Raw genomic sequence first — 18,888 nt, 5'->3', positions numbered from 1 at the left:
CCTCAGCGCGCCGCAACGTCACCTTCGTCAAGGACAAGGCTCACCCGCAGGATGTCGCCGGCGCGCACCGGGTCGGTCTGGCCGACCGTGACTTCGCTGTACTTTCCATCCACCATCCGCACGGCGGAGAAGCGATAGGCCGCCTGTCGCGTTCCGTCCTTCTTGTCAAAGGCGATGCCAGCCTCGGCCATCGCCTGCAGGCTGTAGGTCATCTTGCGGCGAAGACGCAGGATATCGATGTTCAATTCGCGCAACTCCGCCGCCACCTCGCCGCGGCGCTGCCCGCGCAGCGACTTGAGACGGCCGTCGATCACCGTCAGGTTCTGCCGGGCGCGGGCGAGGAAGGAGCCGAATTCCAGCACGTCGCGGTTGGTCGCCGATATCTCCCGCTGCTTGTCACGCAGCTGCGTCTTCGGCGTCAAACCGCGCTCCACCATGCTCTGGGCGAGCTTGACGTCCTCGTCCAGCAAGGTGAGCTCGCCGTCGCGCAGCTTGCCGCTCTTCTCCAGCGTGTCGATCTCGTCGAGATAGCCGAGCTTCTGCTGCTCCAGACTTTTCAGCTCGGCGTCGAGCGCCGCACGGCGCAGCTCGAACAGCGTGCGCTCGGCATCCACGACCTGGCGGACGATGCGCGGGTCCGGGGTGCCGATCTCCTCACTCGGCAGATAGGTGAAGGGCTGGCCGTTCAGCTCCGCCTCGAGGCGAACCCGTTTCACGTCCTGCCCGAGAAGCTGCACGCCGAGATCGGCATAGTCCTGCCGCAGTCCGGCAAGCCGCATGCCGGCATTGTCGCCCTGCGCCAACACCTCTTTCTGCCCGCCACCCAGCGCGAAAAGCTCGAGCGCGATCATGCCGGGACGGAACTCGTAGCGCCCGGGCTTCTGGACTTCGCCCACGACGAAGACCGGCGCATAGGCCTCCACGACGACCGCGACCGACAGATTGGCGATATGCTCCTTCAGCCCGGCATCAATGGCCTGGCGGACCTCGTCGACGCCCTTGCCGGTCACGGCGACGTTGCCGAGCAGCGGATAGCCGATCGTGCCGTCCGTGCCGATGGGAAAGGACCCGCTCAATCCCGGATCGCCATAGACCGTGACGCGCAACACGTCGCCACTGGCCACCGTGTAGCCCTGGTTCTGGGCGCTTGCCGGCGCAACCGAAACCGCCAGCGGCAGGAGGCAGGCAAAAACGGCTGGGCGTAGAATACGCCGTTGGGCCAGATGATTGGCTTGGATGCGTGCCATGGTGCTTTTACCTTACATCCCGACGATAGAGGGCCTGTCGACAGGCGTTTCCATACGTTTCCTGACCTCGGACGCCGGGCCGGGATAGTCGGCGATGAAGGGACGACGTTCCGGCATTCCAAGATCGTGCGGGATGACGGCACGGCTTTCGCCCGGATGGGGACGGCGCTGGAAGCTGGCGCGCAACTCGAGAAGCAGCGCCGCAACCGCACCGGCCGCGAGGCCGAACACCAGCCCACCAATGAGCCAGGCGGAGGCGCTTGGGCTCGATGGCGATCCGGATGGCACCGCGCGCGAAATGATGCGCGCCTCCGCCATCGCGATGCCGTCCTGCTCGATCGTCTGCTTGTAGCGCGTGAGATAGCTCTCGTAGATCGCCCGGTTTGCACTGGCCTCGCGGTCGAGCTGGTCGGCCTGCACGATCGCCTCGTTGGCGTTCGACATCTCCGCCTGCAACTGCTTCAGGCTCGCCTCCAGGCCGGTCTGCTGGCGTCGCGTGACCTCGATTTCCGTGCGCAGGCTATCGACGATCTGCTCCACCTCCGCGCCGATCTGCGCCTGGATCGTCTCCAACTGCGAGGTCAGCTCCGGAATTTGCGGGTTCTTAACCGCGCCGCTTTCGCTGATCGCGGCAAGCTGGCGCTTGAGACGGGCTTCCTCGGTACGCAGCTGCTGGATCGCCACTGAATTCAGCACCTCCGGAAGAGCAAGGCCAGTTTTTCCATCCGACATGTCGACCGCAGTCGCAAGACGCGCAACCGACCCCGCAAGCTGAGCCCTCAGCCGCGCCAGCTCGGTGTTCAGGCCGGCGATCTGCTGGGACAGCAGGGTCGTGCCGTTCGACTTGGCAATACCGGATTTCTCGCGGAACAATGTCGCGGCATGTTCAGAACGCTCCAGTTCGCTGCGCAGACTGACGAGGCGCGTTCCAAGCCAGTCGCTGACCCGCCGCGTCGCCGTCGTCTGCACATCGACCTGATAGTTGATATAGGCCTCAGCATAGGCATTGGCGACCGCGGCGGTAAATTCGGGCTCCATGCCGCTGAAGGCGACATAGATCGTGTAGGAACGGCCGTCATTGGTGACGCGGACGCCGGAGATGAGGCTGTCGAGAAGGACACGCCGATCGGTGCCGGCACGGTTCATACGGTCGGACAGCGCCGCCTGGCCGGCCCCGTTTTCCGTCGTCAGGCCAAAACCCTTGGCGGCATCGATACCCTCCGCCTGTAAATCGGCCAGAACCCTCTCGGCCATGGAGCGGGAGCTGATGATATCGACCTCGGTGCGCAGCACCGGGCTTTCCTGCGGCAGCGGCGAAACGACGGATTCCGTCGGCAAGGCCTGGAACTTGCGCACGTCCAGCGCCAGCACCGCCTCGGCACCGTAGCGCGACGGCTGGTCGAGATAGCCGATGGTCGCAATCACTACACCCGCGACAAGGCAGGCCAGAATGGGCCACCGGCGTTCGACAATGACGGTAAGGACCCGGGGAAGGACGAACTCCTCCGGGGCGGCCGGTTTCTCTGACCAGATCATGACTGAATTCCTGTTATGGGAGCCGGGTCACGCCCGGCTGTTCTGATAGATCTCGTCGGACATGATCTCGCCGACCTTGCAGGCGACCTCCGTGCGGTTGGTCGCGCCGAGCTTCTTCATGATGTTGCGGATGTGAACCTTCACCGTGCTTTCACAGAGGTTGAGTTCGCGGGCGATGATCTTGTTCGCCTTGCCGCGGCGCAGCGCCTCGGCGACCGCGGCCTGGCGCACCGTGAAGGCGGATCGGCCGCAGACCTTTTGCGGATAGCTGCCGAGAAGGCCGCGCATCGCAAGCACGCTGCTGGCCGGAACGAACTGCCCGCCGGCAATGGCAAGCCCGATCGCCTCGATGCAGATATCGATATCGACGGAGCTTGGAATGAAGCCGTGCACGCCGAGGTCGATGACCTCGAGAACATGGTCGAGCGTCTGGTTGTCGGACAGCACCACCACCGGCACCGGCTCCAGCGTCGTCAGGAGCTGCGTGATTTCATCCCTGAGATCAGGCTCGGAGACATTCCTGCTGCCGATATTGATGAGGCTGGCGCGAAGGGTGCCGAGGTTGGCCTTGCCCTGCTGCCAGGCGGCAAGCCCTGAAAAGGTGAAGACGCTGATACCGATCCGATGCGAATGCAGGCTGTTGGCGAGACATTCCCGGTCGAGGTTCCGCTTGTCGAAGATCGCGACATAGTCGCTTGCGGCATATTGCTGAGGCTGCTGCCGGTCGATGTACTCCCTGGACTCGGCGCGCGGGTCGCTGCCGATCGAATTCCTTGTCCGGAAAATATCGATCGACTCCTCGTCGAAATCCGCTTCGTCGTCTCTCGCCATGGTACCCCTCACTAATTTCCTGGTCAGAATTACGAGTCTGGGTCTGCGTCGATCCGTGCTGTCTGCCCTATGCGAGGGCCATCTTGCGCACCGTGAAAGCCTCCGCGAAAAGCGAGGGCGATCGGCACTCCATGCCGCGCATGCGGGCTAATCCCCGGAAGACATCCGCGTGGAACCAGTCCTTGGACCGTTGCGTCGCAAAATGCTCCATGAGCAGATCGATCTTGCGATCGATGACATCCGGAGGCAGCGGCACGTAGGCATTGCGCTCCGTGATGTCGCCATCCCATTTCGGGATTTCATATTCTAAGACGAAGTGGTCCCGGAATATATTCGTTGTGAGCTTATTGAGCTCCCGATGATCCTGATGGGCATCGCGACGGCTGTGGGTGAAGATGACGTCCGGCTCGACCCTATCACGCAATGCCAGCATGAAAGTCTTTATCTCGCGGCTCTGGCTGGGAAAGTAGCTGTCCTCGAACCCGCAGACCTCGACCGTGGTGGAGATGGCACCTGCGAGGAAGGCGGCGGCAGCCTGGCGCGTTTCGGCGGCCCGCTCCGGCGTCGCGCTCATGACGCACCAATGGACCTCCAGTTTCACGCCGGCCGCGATCAGGCCAAGGATCGTGCCGCCCGCGCCGATCTCGATATCGTCGGCATGCGCGCCGAGGCAGAGGACCCGCAAACGATGTCCGACGGAAGCGAGGGGCAGCGTCTTCATGGCCGGCCGACCCTGCGCAGCCTGGATATGCGCTCTCCCTCCGTCTGGCGGACCCACGGCATCTCGCCACGCTCGACCATTTCCTCCAGCATCTGCCAGTCGCGCAGCGTGTCCATGGAGCGCCAGAAGCCTTCGTGCTTGTAGGCCATCAGCATGTCGTCCTTGATCAGCCGCTCGAAGGGTTCGAGCACCAGCTCCTCGCCCTCGCGCATGTAGTCGAAGATCTCGTTGCGCATCAGGAAATAGCCGCCGTTGATCCAGATCTCCGACGTGTCCGACGAGCGGAATTCCCGCACCCGTCCCGCATCGTCGATATCGGCGAGGTGATAGGTGAGCGGCGGCCGGACCGCGAGGAAACAGGCGAGCTTGCCGCTCGCCTCGAAGCGGGCGACCATGTCGTCGAGGTCGACGTCGGTCAGGCCGTCGCTGTAATTGGCCAGGAAGATGCGCTCCCCCCGCACCTGTTCCCGCACGGCCCACAGCCGTTCGCCGATATTGCGCCAGATGCCGGTATCGATCAGCGCGATGCGCCAATGCTCCTGCGCCTCGCCGAGCAGCTCGACCCGCCCCTCGCCGGAGACGATGCAATCCGAGAACGTCTGCGGCCGGCAGTTCAGGAAGAAGTCCTTGATCACATTCGCCTTGTAACCGAGGCAGAGCGTGAAGTCGTCGTGGCCGTAGGAGGCGTAGTACTGCATGACATGCCTCAGGATCGGCTGCGCGCCGAGCGGGATCATGGGCTTGGGCACGGCTTCCGAATATTCGCGGATGCGCGTTCCCCGCCCGCCGCAGAAGAGCACGACCTTCATGACAAATCCTCCAGCGGATCGAGGATGGCGACCTCGGGAATGGGAACGACGAACTTGGCACCCCATTCGCCGACATGGCGCATCTGGGCAACGATCTCGGCCTTGAGGTTCCAGGGCAGGATCAGGATGTAATCCGGCCGGTGGCGATCGATCGCCTCGACGGGCAGGATGGGGATGTGCATGCCCGGCGTGAACCGGCCGTGCTTGTAGGGATTGCGGTCCACGGTGAAATCGAGGAAATCCGTGCCGATCCCGCAATAGTTCAAAAGCGTGTTGCCCTTGCCGGGCGCGCCGTAGCCGCAGATGCTCGCCCCCCTCTCCTTCACGCTGATGAGGAAATAGAGGAGGTTGCGCTTGGCTTGGCGGGCGCGCGCGGCAAACGACGTATAGGCCTCTACGCCATGCAGACCGGACCGGCGTTCCCGTTCCAGGAGCGCCGCGACATCAGGGCTGATCACGCCCGAGCGTCCGGCATGGCCGAGATAGACACGCAGCGACCCGCCGTGGGTCGGCAGTTCCTCGACGTCGAAGATCTCCAGGCCGTGCAGCCGGGCGGCGACCTGCACCGTGAACAGGGAAAAATACGAGAAGTGCTCGTGGTAGATGGTATCGAACTGGTTCTGCGCGATCAGCGTCGCGACATGGGGGAACTCCAGCGTCACGACACCCTCGGGCTTGAGGATGCGCTTCATGCCGCCCACGAAATCATTGAGGTCGGGGACCTGCGCCAGCACGTTGTTGGCGACGATCAGGTCGGCCTTCTGGCCGGCTGCCGCCATGTCGCCGGCAATTCGCTTGCCGAAGAAGGCGGTCTTCGTCGGTATGTTGCGGGCAATCGCCACCTCCGCGACATTGATCGCCGGCTCGATACCGAGCACGGGAATGCCCCGCGCCACAAAATGCTGCAGGAGATAGCCGTCATTGCTGGCGATCTCGACCACGAAGCTGTGTGCGTGGAGGGCAAAGCGATCGATCATGCGGTCGCAATAGCGCTCCGCATGCGCCACCCAGCTCGTGGAGTAGGAGGAGAAGTAGGCATACTCCTCAAAGATGCTCTCCCGGCTGACATATTCCTCCAGCTGCACCAGCAAACATTCCTCACACACGCGCACATGCAATGGATAATATGCCTCCATCAGGCCGAGTTCGCTTTCCTGGCGAAAGCTTTCGCACGGCGGCGACATGCCGAGATCGACGACGGTGTGCTTCAAGGTTCTGCCGCACAGCCGGCAAGCGGGCCTGAGCGACAGGCTGTGAGATTGCGAAAGTGAATGGCTGGCCTGAAAACTCATGGCAACGCCTCCAAGGAGATACTCGGTCCAGACCGAAGGAGGAGGCGATCGAAGATAGCCTATCCGTAAAGGGACCGTTTCTCGACGTGGGTGCCAGATTAGGCGCGGAATACGAAGCCTGCCATACTACTTTGCGAACACCGAACCTGTCCGAAAGGCGTAGCACTATGAAACGCGCGTAAGCGAACGTTCACCATCCTACCGCCCGGGCCTTTGCAATACGCCGGAAACCGCACTTGGCAGACGGGTTGCATCCGTCAGGATCGGGGGAAGGCAGGAAAGGACAAACCGATGCTGTTCAGCAGGACCGATCTCGACGGCGTGTGGCTGATCGAAGCGTCGCCGATAACAGACGAGCGGGGCTCCTTCGCCAGGACCTTCTGTATCGACGAAATGGAAGCGCTGGCCCTCGAACATCGTTTCGTCCAGCACAGCCTTTCCCGTTCGGTCAAGAAGCACACGCTTCGCGGCCTGCATTTCCAGCGCGCACCGCACCAGGAGGTCAAGCTGGTGTCCTGCCTGAAGGGGGCGATCTGGGACGTGGCCGTCGATCTGCGCCCGCAATCGCGCAGCTATTGCCGCTGGACGGCGGCGGAACTCAGCGCCGACAACATGCGCCAGCTCTATATTCCGGAAGGCTTCGCCCACGGCTTCCTGTCGCTGACTGAGGATGCCGTCGTCGGCTACCTCATATCCGCGCGTTACGAGCCGGCGGCCGCGGCCGGTGTGCGCCATGACGATCCCGCCCTTGCGATAGACTGGCCGGCAAAACCGGCGGTGATGTCGGAAAAGGACGGGAATTGGCCGCTCCTTGCGGAATCCGACCATTATGCCTAGGCGTCGCCGAGCAGCCCGCAATCCTCAAGCCGCGTGGCGGCAGCGGCGATAGCCGAGAACGGCAGGCCGGAGCGGCGTGCGATATCGAGCAGCGAATGGCGGCCGTCGGCAAGGTTCAGCACCCAGAGATAGGCCATGGTGATATCCGACGTCGTCTTGTGGCCGCCGGTCGCCGAGTAGAGACCCCGCCGTCCGAGCTGCGGCTCCCCCTTCGGCGAGAGGTTCAGGGGTACGCGGTCGGTTTCGATTACATCGATGATGTCCATGATCATGCGAAAGGAGGAGGCAAGATGCTCCGGCCGCACGAAATCGAGATTATCCGCCGAGGTATGATATTCGGGAAAGGTTCCGAAGGCGCTGCGCTGGAGCAGGCCGACCGGCAGGTCGAAGCCCGGCGAGCAGAATTGCCGCTCGTCATAGCCGAAGGGGCTGAAATCGAGCATCGTCACCGTCCGGCCATCACACCGCACGGCCTCCATGGCTCGGTCGATCGTCGCATCGCCGCGGCGGCTGCGCTTATAGACCGGTCCGCCGCCGTCGCCTACGCAGGAGACGACGAGGCCGTGATCGATGCGCGAAAGCCGCTCTTCATTGCTGGCAAGCCAGCAGAGCGCGCCGATCGTGCCCGGCGCGAAGAGGAAACGGTAGCCGAACCGGTTGCGGCGCCGGCCAAGCGCCGTGGCGACGAGCGCGAGCACCGCAAGGCCGGAGCAGTTGTCGTTGGCGAGCGACGGGTGGCAGATATGGGCGGTCAGCAGCACCTCGCGCCCGGTTTCGCCCGGCAGAAATGCCTCGCCATAGCTGAGCGCCCCGTCGGCGAGCGTGGTGTCGATGAAGACGTCGTAGTCCCCCTCCTTCAGTGCCAGATAGTCGCGGTGCGCCATGCAGAAGCCCCAGCTCCGGCTGTAGTAGCTGGTCCGGTAGGGAATGAGGTCCGACTGGTCCGGCAGCGTATGGATATGGCTGCGAAGCTCGGAAAGCGGCATGCGGCGCGCCACCGGCTCGCTGTAGCCGACGAGATGCAGGTTGGATGCGGCGAGATCGACCACGACCTTACCATTCGCCGCGCGGACATAGGCATCGCGCACCGTCCACTCCTGCGGCACCGTCCAGTCGAAGACCTCCGTGCCCGTGGGCACTTCACGGACCGCGAGATCGACGTGTTCCGACAGGATCGCAAGCGTGCGGCGCACGCCCTCTCCGGTGATGCTGCGGCCGATCGGAAAGAGCCGGGAGACGAGCGCATGGAGTTCGTCGCCGATATCGGCCGCGCCGTCCACCGATGGGGAAATCCGGGCCGCCTCGTTCATTGCCATCCCTCAGGCGCGCGCCGCCAGCATGTCCGCCGGGGCCTTGGCCACCGGCCGCCACCTGAGGTGCCGGTCGATCGTGTTGCTGGCGAGAAGCGCGCGGATATGGCCGATGCGCTGGTAGCGTGGGCCTTCGAATTCCTGAAGCGTGAGGCCGGCGCCGCGATAGGCGTCATGGAGCTGCTCGGCCCCGGCCACCACGTCCCATTTCGGGCGGAAGGCCGGGAGGGTCCGCGCGATCTTGCCGAAATCGACGCGGTAGGAGCGCGCATCCGGCCCGGCCTCGCTGGCATATTCCAGCCGGCAGCCCGGCACGGTGCGCGCCACGACGTCGGCGATGTCGCGGACTTGGTAGTTGTGTTCCGTGCGGCCGACATTGAACGCCTCGGCGAAGACCGCTTCCGACGGCGCTTCGAGGGCTGCCAGGAAGGCGCCGGAAATATCCTCGACATGGACGATCGGCCGCCAGGGCGTGCCGTCCGACTTCAAGAGGATGACGCCGCGCGTGACGGCCCAGGCGACGAGGTTGTTCAAGACGATGTCGAAGCGCAGCATGGGCGAAAGGCCGTAGGCCGTCGCCGGCCGCAGGAACACCGGGCAAAAGCTCGCATCCGCCAGCCCGGCAATGTCGGCCTCCGCCATCACCTTGGAGCGGCCATAGGCCGATACCGGATTGAGCGGCGCACCCTCGGCAACGAGGTCTTCGCCGGCCAGGCCATAGTTGCTGCAGGAGGAGGCGAAGAGAAAGCGGCCGACGCCCGCCTCCTTGGCCGCCCGCGCGACGCGCACGCTGCCCTTGTGGTTGATGTCGTAGGTGACGTCGGGATCGAGATTGCTCAGCGGATCGTTCGACAGCGCCGCGAGATGGATGACGGCATCGAAGCCTTCGAGATCCTGGGGCGTGATGTCCCTGACATCCTTCAGGGTGGAGGGAACCTCGGTCATCGGCCCGCCCGGCGCATAGGCGCAGCGCCGGTAAAGCCTGGCGTCATAGCCATGCACCTCGTGCCCCGCCCGCAGGAGGATCGGCACCATCACGGCGCCGATATAACCCTGGTGTCCCGTCACAAGCACCTTCATGTCCGCATCTCCCGGCTTCGTTGCTGAAAGAGATGCTACGGCGCGGCAGGGCGGACCACGATTGACGACAAAGACGGCGGCACTTACCCGAAAGGCGTATCGACAGCCCGCCCTACCGCTTTCGGACAGGTCAGGCGGTCTTCGCCTTCGCCACCGGCTCGCCGGTGCACGGTTCGGGCGCGGTGTTGTAGCGGCGGAAGACGACGCCGGAGGGGCGTCCGACCAGGTAGGTCTCGATGCCGTGGTCGAGGGCGAGGCGATAGACGCCGAGCGCGCCGTCGAAGGCCTCTACCGTCTGGTCGATCTCGTCGTTGCCGTGCGTGTAGCTCACCACGAGCGACGGCGCGAGCACGCCGCGGCGGATGGTTTCCTGCAACAGGAGCGTCCGGAACGCCTGCGAGGGCAAGCCGGTCCTGTCCTTGGTGAAATAGGACAGGCAGGCGGGATGGCCCGTGACACCGACGAAGCGCTGGAGGCCGTGCCGGGCGATCGCCTGCTCGATGCCGGCCTTGAGTCTTAGCCCCTGGCTACGCAGATGCGGGATGACCGGCTCCTGCGCATAGACATGCATGGTCGCGATCGCCGCCGCCATGGCATGGGTTTCGGCGCCATGGGTGGTCGACAGCAGGAAGACGCGCGGCCTCTCGGTCTGCTCAATGCCGCCGAGCGCCATGAATTCGCGCTTGCCGGCGAGCGCCGAGATGGCGAAGCCGTTGCCGAGCGCCTTGCCGAAGCAGGAGAGATCCGGCCGCAGCCCGTAATAGTCCTGCGCGCCGCCGCGCGCCCATCGGAAGCCGGTGATCATCTCGTCGAGAATGAACAGCGCGCCGTTGCGGTGGCAGAGCGCCTGCAGATCCTGCAGGTAACCCTCCGCCGGCTCGTCGCCGCGCGAGGCTTCGAGAATGAGGGCGGCGATCCTTCCCGGATGGCGGGCGAACAGATCGCGCGCGTCGTCGAGGTCGTTGTAGCGGAAGTCGAGCGTCAGGTCGCGGACGGCCTCGGGAATGCCCGCATTCATCTCGGTCGTGCCGATGAACCAGTCGTCGGTCGAAAAAAACGGGTGGTCCCGGCAGCGCGCGACAAGGTCCCTGCCCGTTGCCGCCCGCGCAAGACGCACCGCCGCCGAGGTCGCATCCGAGCCGTCCTTGCAGAACTTGACCATGTCGGCGCCCGGAACCATCTGCAGGAAGGTCGCGGCGCATTCGATCTCGATGCGCGCAGGCCGCGTGAAGTTGCAGCCGAATTCCAGCTGGCGCGCCACGGCCTCCACGACATGGCGATAGGCATGGCCGAGACCGACCGCACGGTTGCCCATGCCGTATTCGATATAGGCATTGCCGTCGACGTCCCACACGTGACAGCCGTAGCCGTTAACGATGAAGCCCGGCGACAGGACCGGATACTGGTCGTCGCCCTTGGCATAGGTATGCGCGCCGCCCGGAATGATCTGGTGCGCACGCCGGCGCAGCCTGTCGGAGTTCTCGAAGTCCTGAATGAAGGCGTCCATCGCAATCTCCTCTGCCTTCCGGCCCTTTCGGGCACTATCGCCCCCTCCGCGGCGCGCGCATCCGCGCTCTTGGTGGATGGGGTATGACCGATAGGCGTAGGGGGTCAGTCGTAGAGGTCGTTGAGCTTGAAGATCACTTCCGTCCGGTTGCGGACCTTGAGCTTCTTCATGATGTTGCGGATGTGAACCTTGACCGTGCTTTCGCGCAGGTCGAGCTCGTAAGCGATGATCTTGTTGGCCTTGCCGAGCTTGAGCATCGCGATGACGTCCTCTTCGCGGCAGGTGAAGATTTCGGCCCGCTTGCGCTCCTGCTGGTCGGCGGCCGATATCAGCCTGCGCAGTTCGGGCAAGCTCTCGGTGGAGATGAAAACGCCGCCCGAAAGTGCAAGCGAGATCGCCTTCACGCAGACTGAAATGCCCACGGCCGAGGGAATGAACCCTCTGACGCCGAGATCGAGCGCCGTCAGGACCTGTCGCAGGTCATGGTTGTCGGAAAGGATGATGACCGGCAGATCCGGGAACCGCGAAACGAGCATGCGGAGGTCGTTTTCGATGCGCGGCTCGGTGCAGTCGCGGCTGCCGACATTGATCAGCACGCCGCTCGATGCCTCGGCATATTTCGACATCCAGGCTTCGATGGAGTTGAAGAGCACGATCGTCATGTCGAGACCGTGCGAGACAAGACTTTGGGAAAGACACTCGCGATCTAGTGTCCGTTCGTCGATCATGTCCAGTATCCGCGTATTTGCCAAAGCAGTCTTTGCCGGATTGACGGGCTTGAAAGCTGGCAGCCGCGCGATCCCGTTCAAGACCCTCCCGCGGCTCAACCCGTTTATTCCTCTGACCTCGACCACAGCAGGAGCCCCTAGAATTAACGGTTAACAACAGGAAACATTATTTCCGTCACAACGAATAATTCCGCATAAAATACTTCACATCGTGGTTTCGTTTGTAGAGATGTCCAAAACAACAGCCATTTTTTTATCGATACTTTTTTGCAATCGTAAATCTATATCAAAAAATTTGCCCGCGAACAGACTCGGAAAATACGTACAGCCGAGGGTATGCAATCATGACAGGGATGCCTATACTGTGCCAGAACCCGCACATGCATATTGACCGCTCAAAATGTGTGCAGAATCCCTGAGATTGCATCCATGACTTCGAGCCATCCCTTTTCGCGCGCTTCGTCGGGTTTTGATAATAGCTCCGGCAGCGCTGTCGGTCGCGTCATTGCGATCGGCGCGTCGGCAGGCGGGCTCGAGGCCTGCCGCGCCCTTCTCGAGGCCATGCCGTCGGGCGGCGGCAACATTTTCATCCTCGTCCAGCATCTCGATCCTGTTCATGAGAGCCTGCTGGCCGAACTCCTCTCCAGCCACACGACCATGACGGTCGTGCAGGCCGAGGACGGCCGACGACTGGAGCCGGATCACCTCTTCATCATTCCGCCCGGCTGCTACATCGCGGTGCAGGACGACACGATCCGTCTCACCGTGCCGCCCGTCCGCCATGGCATGCGCATGCCCTATGATTTCCTCCTGAGCTCGCTCGCCGCGGAGTACGGCGCGCGCGCGACGGCCGTCGTCCTGTCCGGCACCGGGACCGATGGAAGCATCGGCATCCGGCTTATCCGCGAGGCGGGCGGCCGGGTCTATGTGCAGGATCCCGATGAAGCCGACTATGACGGGATGCCAAAGAGCGCGATCGATTCAGGAATGGCCGAACATGTCATGCCGCTCGCGGCCATCGCGCAGGCCCTGCACAGGCCGCCGTCCGCAACTGGCGATGCCGGCCCGCTCTCGAAACAGGCGATCGTGGACAGGATCCTGACCATGCTGCGCGTATCGGCAGGCAAGGATTTTGCCCTCTACAAGCAGGGAACCCTCCATCGCCGGCTGGAACGGCGTATGGCCATGGCCGGCATCGCCTCCTCCGACACGGCCCGCTATCTCAGCTTTCTCGAGGAAAATCCGCTGGAACTGTCTCAGCTTGCGGCAGATATCCTGATCAACGTCACGAACTTCTTCCGCGACCCCGAGGTCTTCGAGCGGTTGCGCACAAAAATCGTGCCGGACCTCGTCGCGAACCATCCGCCCGGGCGGACGCTGCGCTTGTGGGTCGCGGGATGCAGCACCGGCGAGGAAGCCTATTCGTTGGGCATGCTCGTCCAGGAATGTATTTCGCAAACCAGGCGCGATATCCGGATGCAGATTTTCGCATCCGATGCGGATGAGGAAGCGGTCGCGTTTGCGCGCGACGGCGTCTATCCGATGACGATCAAGACGGACGTGTCGCCCGAGCGACTGCAACGCTTCTTCACCCAGGAAGAGCACGGCTACCGGATTGCCTCGGAGCTTCGGTCGTCGATCATCTTCGCGGTCCAGAACGTGCTCGGCGATCCGCCCTTCTCCAATATCGATCTCATCTCGTGCCGCAACCTCCTGATCTACCTCGGGCCGGAGGCGCAGGCGAAGGTCATCGGGCTTTTCCATTTCGCCCTCAACGACAACGGTATCCTGCTGCTGGGCAATACGGAAACGGTGGGGGCGGCAACCAACCGCTTCGACGTGATCGACAAGTCCGCGCGAATCTTCCGCCGCAAGGGCCAGCGCGGCCGCTACGGCTTTGCCGTCAATGCATCGGACAATGTCCGGGTGCCGGCGCAGCAAGGGCAAGTCCCAGGACGCCAGGCCGCGCTCGCCGAGCTCAGCCGCCGGACGATCCTGGACGGCTACGCCCCGGCCACGGTGCTGATCAACCGGAAATACGAATATCTTTATTCGCTCGGTCCCGTGCAGCGCTACCTGCGCATCGCGCCCGGCTATCCGACGCAGGACCTCTTCACGATGACGCCGCGCAGCGTGCACACCAAGCTCCGCTCGGCGCTCCACCGCGCCCAGCAGGAGAAGGTCCGCACCGTGGCGATCGGTCTCTACCACGATGCAGCCGATACCCTGTCGCGCTACGAGATCGCGGTGCAGCCGGTCACGAGCGAAGGCGAGGAGCTGTTTCTCGTCAGCTTCCTCGACGTCGCCCAGCCCACCCAAGCGGGCGATCCCCCGGAGCCCAGCCAGGACGACCGGTCGGGCACGCTGGAGCGGGAGTTGGCAGCCACCCGCACGGAACTCCAGGCCGCCATCCGGGACCTGGAGAATGCAGCGGAAGAGCAAAAGACGATCAATGCGGAGACCCTGTCACTCAACGAGGAATATCAATCCGCCAACGAGGAGCTGCTGACCTCCAAGGAAGAGCTTCAATCGCTGAACGAGGAGCTGACCGCGCTCAACGCCCAGCTTCAGGAGGCGCTGGAACGCCAGCGCGCAACGGCGAACGATCTCGAGAACGTGCTGTACAGCACCGATGTCGCCACGATCTTCCTCGATCCGGGATTGAACATCCGCTATTTCACACCGGCGACCCGCTCGATCTTCAACGTCATAATGGGCGATATCGGCAGGCCGCTGGCGGACCTCAATGCGCGCGTGCCCGATCCGACGCTGCTCGGCGACGCCGCCGCCGTCCTGAAAGGCAGCACCACCAAGGAGCGGGAAGTCAGGACCGGGAACGGCACCTGGTACATGCGCCGCGTCATGCCCTACCGAACCCAGGAGGGCGGCACGGAAGGCGTGGTCATCACCTTTGCCGACGTGTCCACCCAGCACCGTGCCCATGAAGCGCTCGACCGGGCGAAACGGGCAGCCGAACGCGCCAATGCCGCAAAATCCCGCTTCCTCGCCACGGCAAGCCACGATCTGCGCCAGCCCCTGCAATCGCTGGTGCTGCTCCAGGGCCTGCTGGAGAAATCGGTGGACGGCGAGAAGCCCCAGAAGCTGGTCAGGAGCTTCCGCGATACGCTCGGCTCCATGTCCGAAATGCTCAATGCTCTCCTCGACATCAACCAGATAGAGGCGGGCACGGTCTATCCCCGCATCGTGACGTGCAAAGTCAATGATGTGCTGCAACGCCTGAACGACGAATTCGGCTACAGCGCCTTGGAGAAAGGCCTTTCTCTCCGCTTCGTGCCGTGCAGTCTGCTGGTGCGGACCGATCCGAGCCTTCTGGAACAGATGGTTCGAAACCTTCTGGCGAATGCGCTCAAATACACGCGAGAAGGCAAGATCCTGCTCGGCTGCCGACGGCACAAGGATGCGCTCACCATCGAGGTCTGGGATAGTGGCGTCGGCATCGCAACCCACGAACTCCAGGCTATTTTCGACGAATACCATCAAGCGACCAATGACGGGGCCGAGGCCGAACTCGGCCTTGGCCTCGGCCTGTCCATCGTCAAACGCCTCAGCGCATTGCTCGGACACCGGATCCAGGTCCGCTCGGTCCCCGGCAAAGGTTCGGTTTTCTCGATCCATGTGGCGCTTGGCAAGGAGGATCCTCAACAGGACCGGGCGCCGATCGAGAAAAACCCGGAGGTGGCGCCAGTGCGCGGCACCGTGCTCGTCGTGGAGGACGACCAGAAGATCCGCAACCTGATCGAGATCGCGCTGCGTGACGAACAGCATCTGGTCTATGCCGCGGACAATGGCACGGCCGCGATCGACCTAGTGTCCGGCGGCGGCGTGGTCCCCACGCTCATCCTCGCCGACTACAACCTCCCAAATGACACCAACGGCATCGATGTCACCAGGGAGCTTCGCGCGATCCTCGGCCGCAACATCCCCGCGATCATCCTGACGGGCGACATCACAGCGGAGACGCTGCGCATCCTCTCGGCCGAGGATTGCCTGCACATGCCCAAGCCCGTGAGCCTCGCCGATCTCTTGAGGGCAATCCAGCTCCTGCTGCACACCAGCAAGATCGAGCCTGAAGGCGCGCGCCAGGAGCCGCAGGCATTGCTATCCGCCGAGCCGGCGATCTTCATCATCGACGACGACCCCGCGATCCGCGAAGCCTTGCAGGAGACCTTCGAGGCCGACGGGCGCCGGGTGCAGGCGTTTTCCGACGGTGAGACCTTTCTCGCCACCTTTGACGACACCTCACTCGGATGCCTCGTCATGGACGTCAAGCTGCCGGGAATAAGCGGCCTGGACGTGCTGCTAACCCTGCGCAGACGCGGGGTCAGGCTGCCCATCGTCATGATCACGGGCGCCGGCGATGTCGCGACGGCCGTCCTGGCGATGAAGGCGGGCGCATCCGATTTCATCGAGAAACCGATCGGGCCGTCCGATCTGCTGGCGAGCGTTTCGAACGCGCTGGCGCGCAACCATAACACGGGCATGCAGGACACGCGGCAGCGGGAGGCAAGGGCGCGGCTGGCGCGCCTGACGGGACGCCAGCGGGAAATCCTCGACCGTGTTCTTGCCGGCCAGCCCAGCAAGGTGATCGCGCAGGATCTTGATGTCAGCCAACGCACGGTAGAAGCGCATCGGGCCGCGATCATGCGGCGGATGCAGGTCGGCTCCCTGCCGGCGCTCGCGCGGCTGGTGGTGCTGGCGGAAAGCGATCAAGCAGACGTTCAGGGATAATCCTGCTGCCCGGTCGGCTTGCGGTCGCTATCCCGCCAGCGATGATACAGGTCCCGGATTCCCGTGCGAAGCTCGGTCTCGTGCGACCACCCGAGTGCGCGCAGACGGGAACTGTCCAAGAGCTTGCGGGGTGTGCCGTCCGGCTTGAAGGCGTCGAAGACGATATGGCCGCGAAAATCGACGATATCGGCGATCAGGAAGGCGAGCTCGCCGATGGAGATCTCCTCCCCCGAGCCGACATTGATCGGTTTGGGGCTCTCATATTCCTTCATCAGGAACACGCAGGCGTCGGCAAGGTCATCGACATGCAGGAATTCCCGTTTCGGCGTGCCCGTTCCCCAGACGACGACGCTGTCGCGATGCGTGACCCTTGCATCGTGCATCTTGCGGATCAGGGCCGGGATGACATGGGAATGGTCGAGGTCGAAATTGTCGTTCTGCCCGTAGAGGTTCGTCGGCATGACGGAGATGAAGCGGCAACCGTGCTGCTCCGCATAGGCGGCGGCGAGCTTGATCCCGGCGATCTTGGCGAGCGCGTAGGCTTCGTTGGTCGGCTCCAGGCTGCCCGTCAGCAGAGCGTCCTCATGGATGGGCTGGTCGGCATGCTTGGGATAGATGCAGCTCGATCCCAGGCACATCAGCTTCTCGACACCGAGTTCCGACGCGGTCTTGATGACATTGACGAGGATCAGCATGTTCTCGGACAGGAATTCCGCCGGATAGCGCGCATTTGCCCCGATGCCGCCGACCCGCGCGGCGGCGATGAAGATCGCCTCCGGCCGCGCCTTGCGCATCCAGTTTTCGGTATCGAACTGGCGCGTCAGATCGACCTCCCCGTGCGATATCGTCTGTATATCGCAACGCTCCCGTTTCAGCCGGCGCAGGAGCGCCGAGCCGACCATGCCGGAATGTCCGGCGACCCAGACGCGCTTGCCGCGCAGGTCGTACGATATCGTGGCCTTTTCAGCCGTGGAGATCATTGCGGCCTTCCTCCCTCGTGATGACGCGCAGGTCCGATTCCACCATTTCCGAGACGAGGTCCTCGAAGGATACGGTCTGGCGCCAGCCGAGCCGGTCACGCGCCTTGCGCGCGTCGCCCAGCAGAATGTCCACCTCCGCCGGCCGGAAATAGCGCGGATCGATCTGGATCAGCGCGCGGCCGCTCTTGCGCTCGTAGCCGATCTCGTCGACACCCGTACCGTCCCATTCGATGGACTTGCCGACGACCTCGAAGGCGCGCTCGACGAATTCCCGGACGGTATGGGCCTCGCCAGTGGCCAGCACATAGTCGTCCGGCACCTCCTGCTGGAGTATCCGCCACATGCCCTCGACATAATCGCGCGCATGCCCCCAGTCGCGCCGGGCGTCGAGATTGCCGAGATAAAGCTTGTCCTGAAGTCCCCATTCGATCGCCGCGACGGCCCGCGTGATCTTGCGCGTGACGAAGGTTTCCCCCCGCCGCGGGCTTTCGTGGTTGAAGAGGATGCCGTTGGAGGCGTGGAAGCCGTAGGCCTCGCGATAGTTGACCGTCATCCAGTAGGCATAGAGCTTGGCGGCGGCGTAGGGGCTGCGTGGATGGAAGGGCGTTTCCTCCCGCTGCGGCGTCTCGCCGATGCCGCCGAACAGTTCCGAGGTCGATGCCTGGTAGAAACGGCAGCGATCGCCCACCTTCAGGAGACGCATGGCCTCCAGCAGCCGCAACGTGCCGAGCGCGTCGGTATTTGCGGTATATTCCGGCGTCTCGAAGCTCACCTGCACATGGCTCTGGGCGCCGAGATTGTAAATCTCGTCCGGGCAGACCTCCTGGATCACCCGGCAGAGGTTCGTGCCATCCGTCAGGTCGCCGAAATGCATGTGGAACCGCACATCCGGCGAACGCGGGTCGACATAGAGGTGGTCGACGCGGGCAGTGTTGAAGGATGACGAGCGCCGCTTGAGGCCATGCACCCGGTATCCCTTGGCGAGCAGCAGCTCCGTCAGGTAGGAGCCGTCCTGGCCCGTCACGCCGATGATCAAGGCAGTTTTCTCAGACATGGGTCCGCTTTCGCACGAGGAGACGCCGGGCACGACGCTTCGTACCCCGTCGGCCCGAGAGTTAGCGATGGGAGGAGCCGACCGGCAAGGTGGCCGTTCGGGGGACGGGAGGCGATCCGCCGCCGGCCGGCCGGGCGACGCCGTCGTCCCCTACGCCGAAGGTCCATGCCGTTCGGGCGGAAGGCGTAGGCAGGGTGGTGAGGCGGC

The 18,888-nt window shown here is 63.7% G+C and carries 14 protein-coding genes; 2 read left to right on the top strand and 12 right to left on the bottom strand.

Features of this window, described 5'->3' with window-relative positions:
• Window positions 1-2: 2 nt before the first annotated feature.
• The 6 genes from ACOZK4_RS04670 to ACOZK4_RS04645 form a co-directional block, all read right to left on the bottom strand.
• Window positions 3-1,247 (bottom strand): polysaccharide biosynthesis/export family protein, encoded by a 1,245-nt coding sequence (locus ACOZK4_RS04670; RefSeq protein WP_421590711.1) that lies wholly within the window; start codon window positions 1,245-1,247, stop codon window positions 3-5.
• A gap of 12 nt (window positions 1,248-1,259) precedes the next feature.
• Window positions 1,260-2,783, bottom strand: a complete 1,524-nt coding sequence (locus ACOZK4_RS04665) for a GumC family protein (RefSeq protein WP_421590710.1) — start codon at window positions 2,781-2,783, stop codon at window positions 1,260-1,262.
• 27 nt (window positions 2,784-2,810) lie between these two features.
• The gene (locus ACOZK4_RS04660) at window positions 2,811-3,614 is read right to left on the bottom strand and encodes a helix-turn-helix transcriptional regulator (protein ID WP_421590708.1); all 804 of its coding nucleotides are present in this window, start codon (window positions 3,612-3,614) and stop codon (window positions 2,811-2,813) included.
• A gap of 67 nt (window positions 3,615-3,681) precedes the next feature.
• A complete protein-coding gene (locus tag ACOZK4_RS04655; protein WP_421590707.1) occupies window positions 3,682-4,335 on the bottom strand; it encodes a PIG-L deacetylase family protein in 654 nt (217 codons plus the stop codon).
• On the bottom strand, window positions 4,332-5,144 hold the full coding sequence (locus tag ACOZK4_RS04650) for a glucose-1-phosphate cytidylyltransferase (protein ID WP_313528109.1): 813 nt from the start codon (window positions 5,142-5,144) through the stop codon (window positions 4,332-4,334). Before ACOZK4_RS04650 ends, ACOZK4_RS04655 begins: the two co-directional genes overlap by 4 nt.
• Window positions 5,141-6,436, bottom strand: coding sequence for a methyltransferase domain-containing protein (locus ACOZK4_RS04645; protein WP_421590706.1), 1,296 nt, complete (start codon window positions 6,434-6,436; stop codon window positions 5,141-5,143). Before ACOZK4_RS04645 ends, ACOZK4_RS04650 begins: the two co-directional genes overlap by 4 nt.
• Window positions 6,437-6,727: 291 nt before the next feature.
• Here ACOZK4_RS04645 and rfbC point away from each other — a divergent pair, with 291 nt between their 5' ends.
• Window positions 6,728-7,273 (top strand): dTDP-4-dehydrorhamnose 3,5-epimerase, encoded by a 546-nt coding sequence (rfbC, locus tag ACOZK4_RS04640; RefSeq protein ID WP_421590704.1) that lies wholly within the window; start codon window positions 6,728-6,730, stop codon window positions 7,271-7,273.
• Here rfbC and ACOZK4_RS04635 read toward each other — a convergent pair.
• From ACOZK4_RS04635 to ACOZK4_RS04620, 4 genes are all read right to left on the bottom strand, one after another.
• Window positions 7,270-8,583 carry a DUF4910 domain-containing protein gene (locus ACOZK4_RS04635; protein WP_421590703.1) on the bottom strand — a complete coding sequence of 438 codons (1,314 nt, stop codon included), beginning with the start codon at window positions 8,581-8,583 and terminating at the stop codon, window positions 7,270-7,272. The genes rfbC and ACOZK4_RS04635 overlap by 4 nt on opposite strands.
• Before the next feature lie 9 nt (window positions 8,584-8,592).
• Entirely contained in the window at window positions 8,593-9,663 is a 1,071-nt protein-coding gene (locus tag ACOZK4_RS04630; protein ID WP_421590701.1) for an NAD-dependent epimerase/dehydratase family protein, read from the bottom strand.
• A gap of 130 nt (window positions 9,664-9,793) precedes the next feature.
• Window positions 9,794-11,170, bottom strand: coding sequence for a glutamate-1-semialdehyde 2,1-aminomutase (locus ACOZK4_RS04625; RefSeq protein WP_421590700.1), 1,377 nt, complete (start codon window positions 11,168-11,170; stop codon window positions 9,794-9,796).
• A gap of 104 nt (window positions 11,171-11,274) precedes the next feature.
• The gene (locus ACOZK4_RS04620) at window positions 11,275-11,898 is read right to left on the bottom strand and encodes a response regulator transcription factor (RefSeq protein WP_313528121.1); all 624 of its coding nucleotides are present in this window, start codon (window positions 11,896-11,898) and stop codon (window positions 11,275-11,277) included.
• Between the two features lie 429 nt (window positions 11,899-12,327).
• On the opposite strand from ACOZK4_RS04620, the gene ACOZK4_RS04615 reads away from it, so the two are divergent.
• Window positions 12,328-16,647: a chemotaxis protein CheB gene (locus tag ACOZK4_RS04615; RefSeq protein ID WP_421590698.1), complete on the top strand. Its 4,320-nt coding sequence runs from the start codon at window positions 12,328-12,330 to the stop codon at window positions 16,645-16,647.
• On the opposite strand, the gene ACOZK4_RS04610 is transcribed toward ACOZK4_RS04615, so the two are convergent.
• Together ACOZK4_RS04610 and gmd are read right to left on the bottom strand one after the other, a co-directional pair.
• Window positions 16,638-17,627: a GDP-L-fucose synthase family protein gene (locus tag ACOZK4_RS04610; RefSeq protein ID WP_421590697.1), complete on the bottom strand. Its 990-nt coding sequence runs from the start codon at window positions 17,625-17,627 to the stop codon at window positions 16,638-16,640. The genes ACOZK4_RS04615 and ACOZK4_RS04610 overlap by 10 nt on opposite strands.
• Entirely contained in the window at window positions 17,611-18,681 is a 1,071-nt protein-coding gene (gmd, locus tag ACOZK4_RS04605) for a GDP-mannose 4,6-dehydratase (RefSeq protein ID WP_421590696.1), read from the bottom strand. The genes ACOZK4_RS04610 and gmd overlap by 17 nt, the downstream gene beginning before the upstream one ends.
• Between the last annotated feature and the right edge of the window lie 207 nt (window positions 18,682-18,888).

The organism is Shinella sp. M27, from assembly GCF_049199905.1.
In the GTDB taxonomy this organism is placed as follows: domain Bacteria; phylum Pseudomonadota; class Alphaproteobacteria; order Rhizobiales; family Rhizobiaceae; genus Shinella.
Note: the sequence above shows the minus strand (reverse complement) of the source record. Positions and strands in the feature narration are given on the sequence as shown.

Bases quoted from the DNA above. Each gene is read 5' to 3' on its own strand.
- ACOZK4_RS04670 (WP_421590711.1), bottom strand. From the start codon at position 1,247: ATGGCACGCATCCAAGCCAATCATCTGGCCCAACGGCGTATTCTACGC.
- ACOZK4_RS04665 (WP_421590710.1), bottom strand. From the start codon at position 2,783: ATGATCTGGTCAGAGAAACCGGCCGCCCCGGAGGAGTTCGTCCTTCCC.
- ACOZK4_RS04660 (WP_421590708.1), bottom strand. From the start codon at position 3,614: ATGGCGAGAGACGACGAAGCGGATTTCGACGAGGAGTCGATCGATATT.
- ACOZK4_RS04655 (WP_421590707.1), bottom strand. From the start codon at position 4,335: ATGAAGACGCTGCCCCTCGCTTCCGTCGGACATCGTTTGCGGGTCCTC.
- ACOZK4_RS04650 (WP_313528109.1), bottom strand. From the start codon at position 5,144: ATGAAGGTCGTGCTCTTCTGCGGCGGGCGGGGAACGCGCATCCGCGAA.
- ACOZK4_RS04645 (WP_421590706.1), bottom strand. From the start codon at position 6,436: ATGAGTTTTCAGGCCAGCCATTCACTTTCGCAATCTCACAGCCTGTCG.
- rfbC (WP_421590704.1), top strand. From the start codon at position 6,728: ATGCTGTTCAGCAGGACCGATCTCGACGGCGTGTGGCTGATCGAAGCG.
- ACOZK4_RS04635 (WP_421590703.1), bottom strand. From the start codon at position 8,583: ATGAACGAGGCGGCCCGGATTTCCCCATCGGTGGACGGCGCGGCCGAT.
- ACOZK4_RS04630 (WP_421590701.1), bottom strand. From the start codon at position 9,663: ATGAAGGTGCTTGTGACGGGACACCAGGGTTATATCGGCGCCGTGATG.
- ACOZK4_RS04625 (WP_421590700.1), bottom strand. From the start codon at position 11,170: ATGGACGCCTTCATTCAGGACTTCGAGAACTCCGACAGGCTGCGCCGG.
- ACOZK4_RS04620 (WP_313528121.1), bottom strand. From the start codon at position 11,898: ATGATCGACGAACGGACACTAGATCGCGAGTGTCTTTCCCAAAGTCTT.
- ACOZK4_RS04615 (WP_421590698.1), top strand. From the start codon at position 12,328: ATGACTTCGAGCCATCCCTTTTCGCGCGCTTCGTCGGGTTTTGATAAT.
- ACOZK4_RS04610 (WP_421590697.1), bottom strand. From the start codon at position 17,627: ATGATCTCCACGGCTGAAAAGGCCACGATATCGTACGACCTGCGCGGC.
- gmd (WP_421590696.1), bottom strand. From the start codon at position 18,681: ATGTCTGAGAAAACTGCCTTGATCATCGGCGTGACGGGCCAGGACGGC.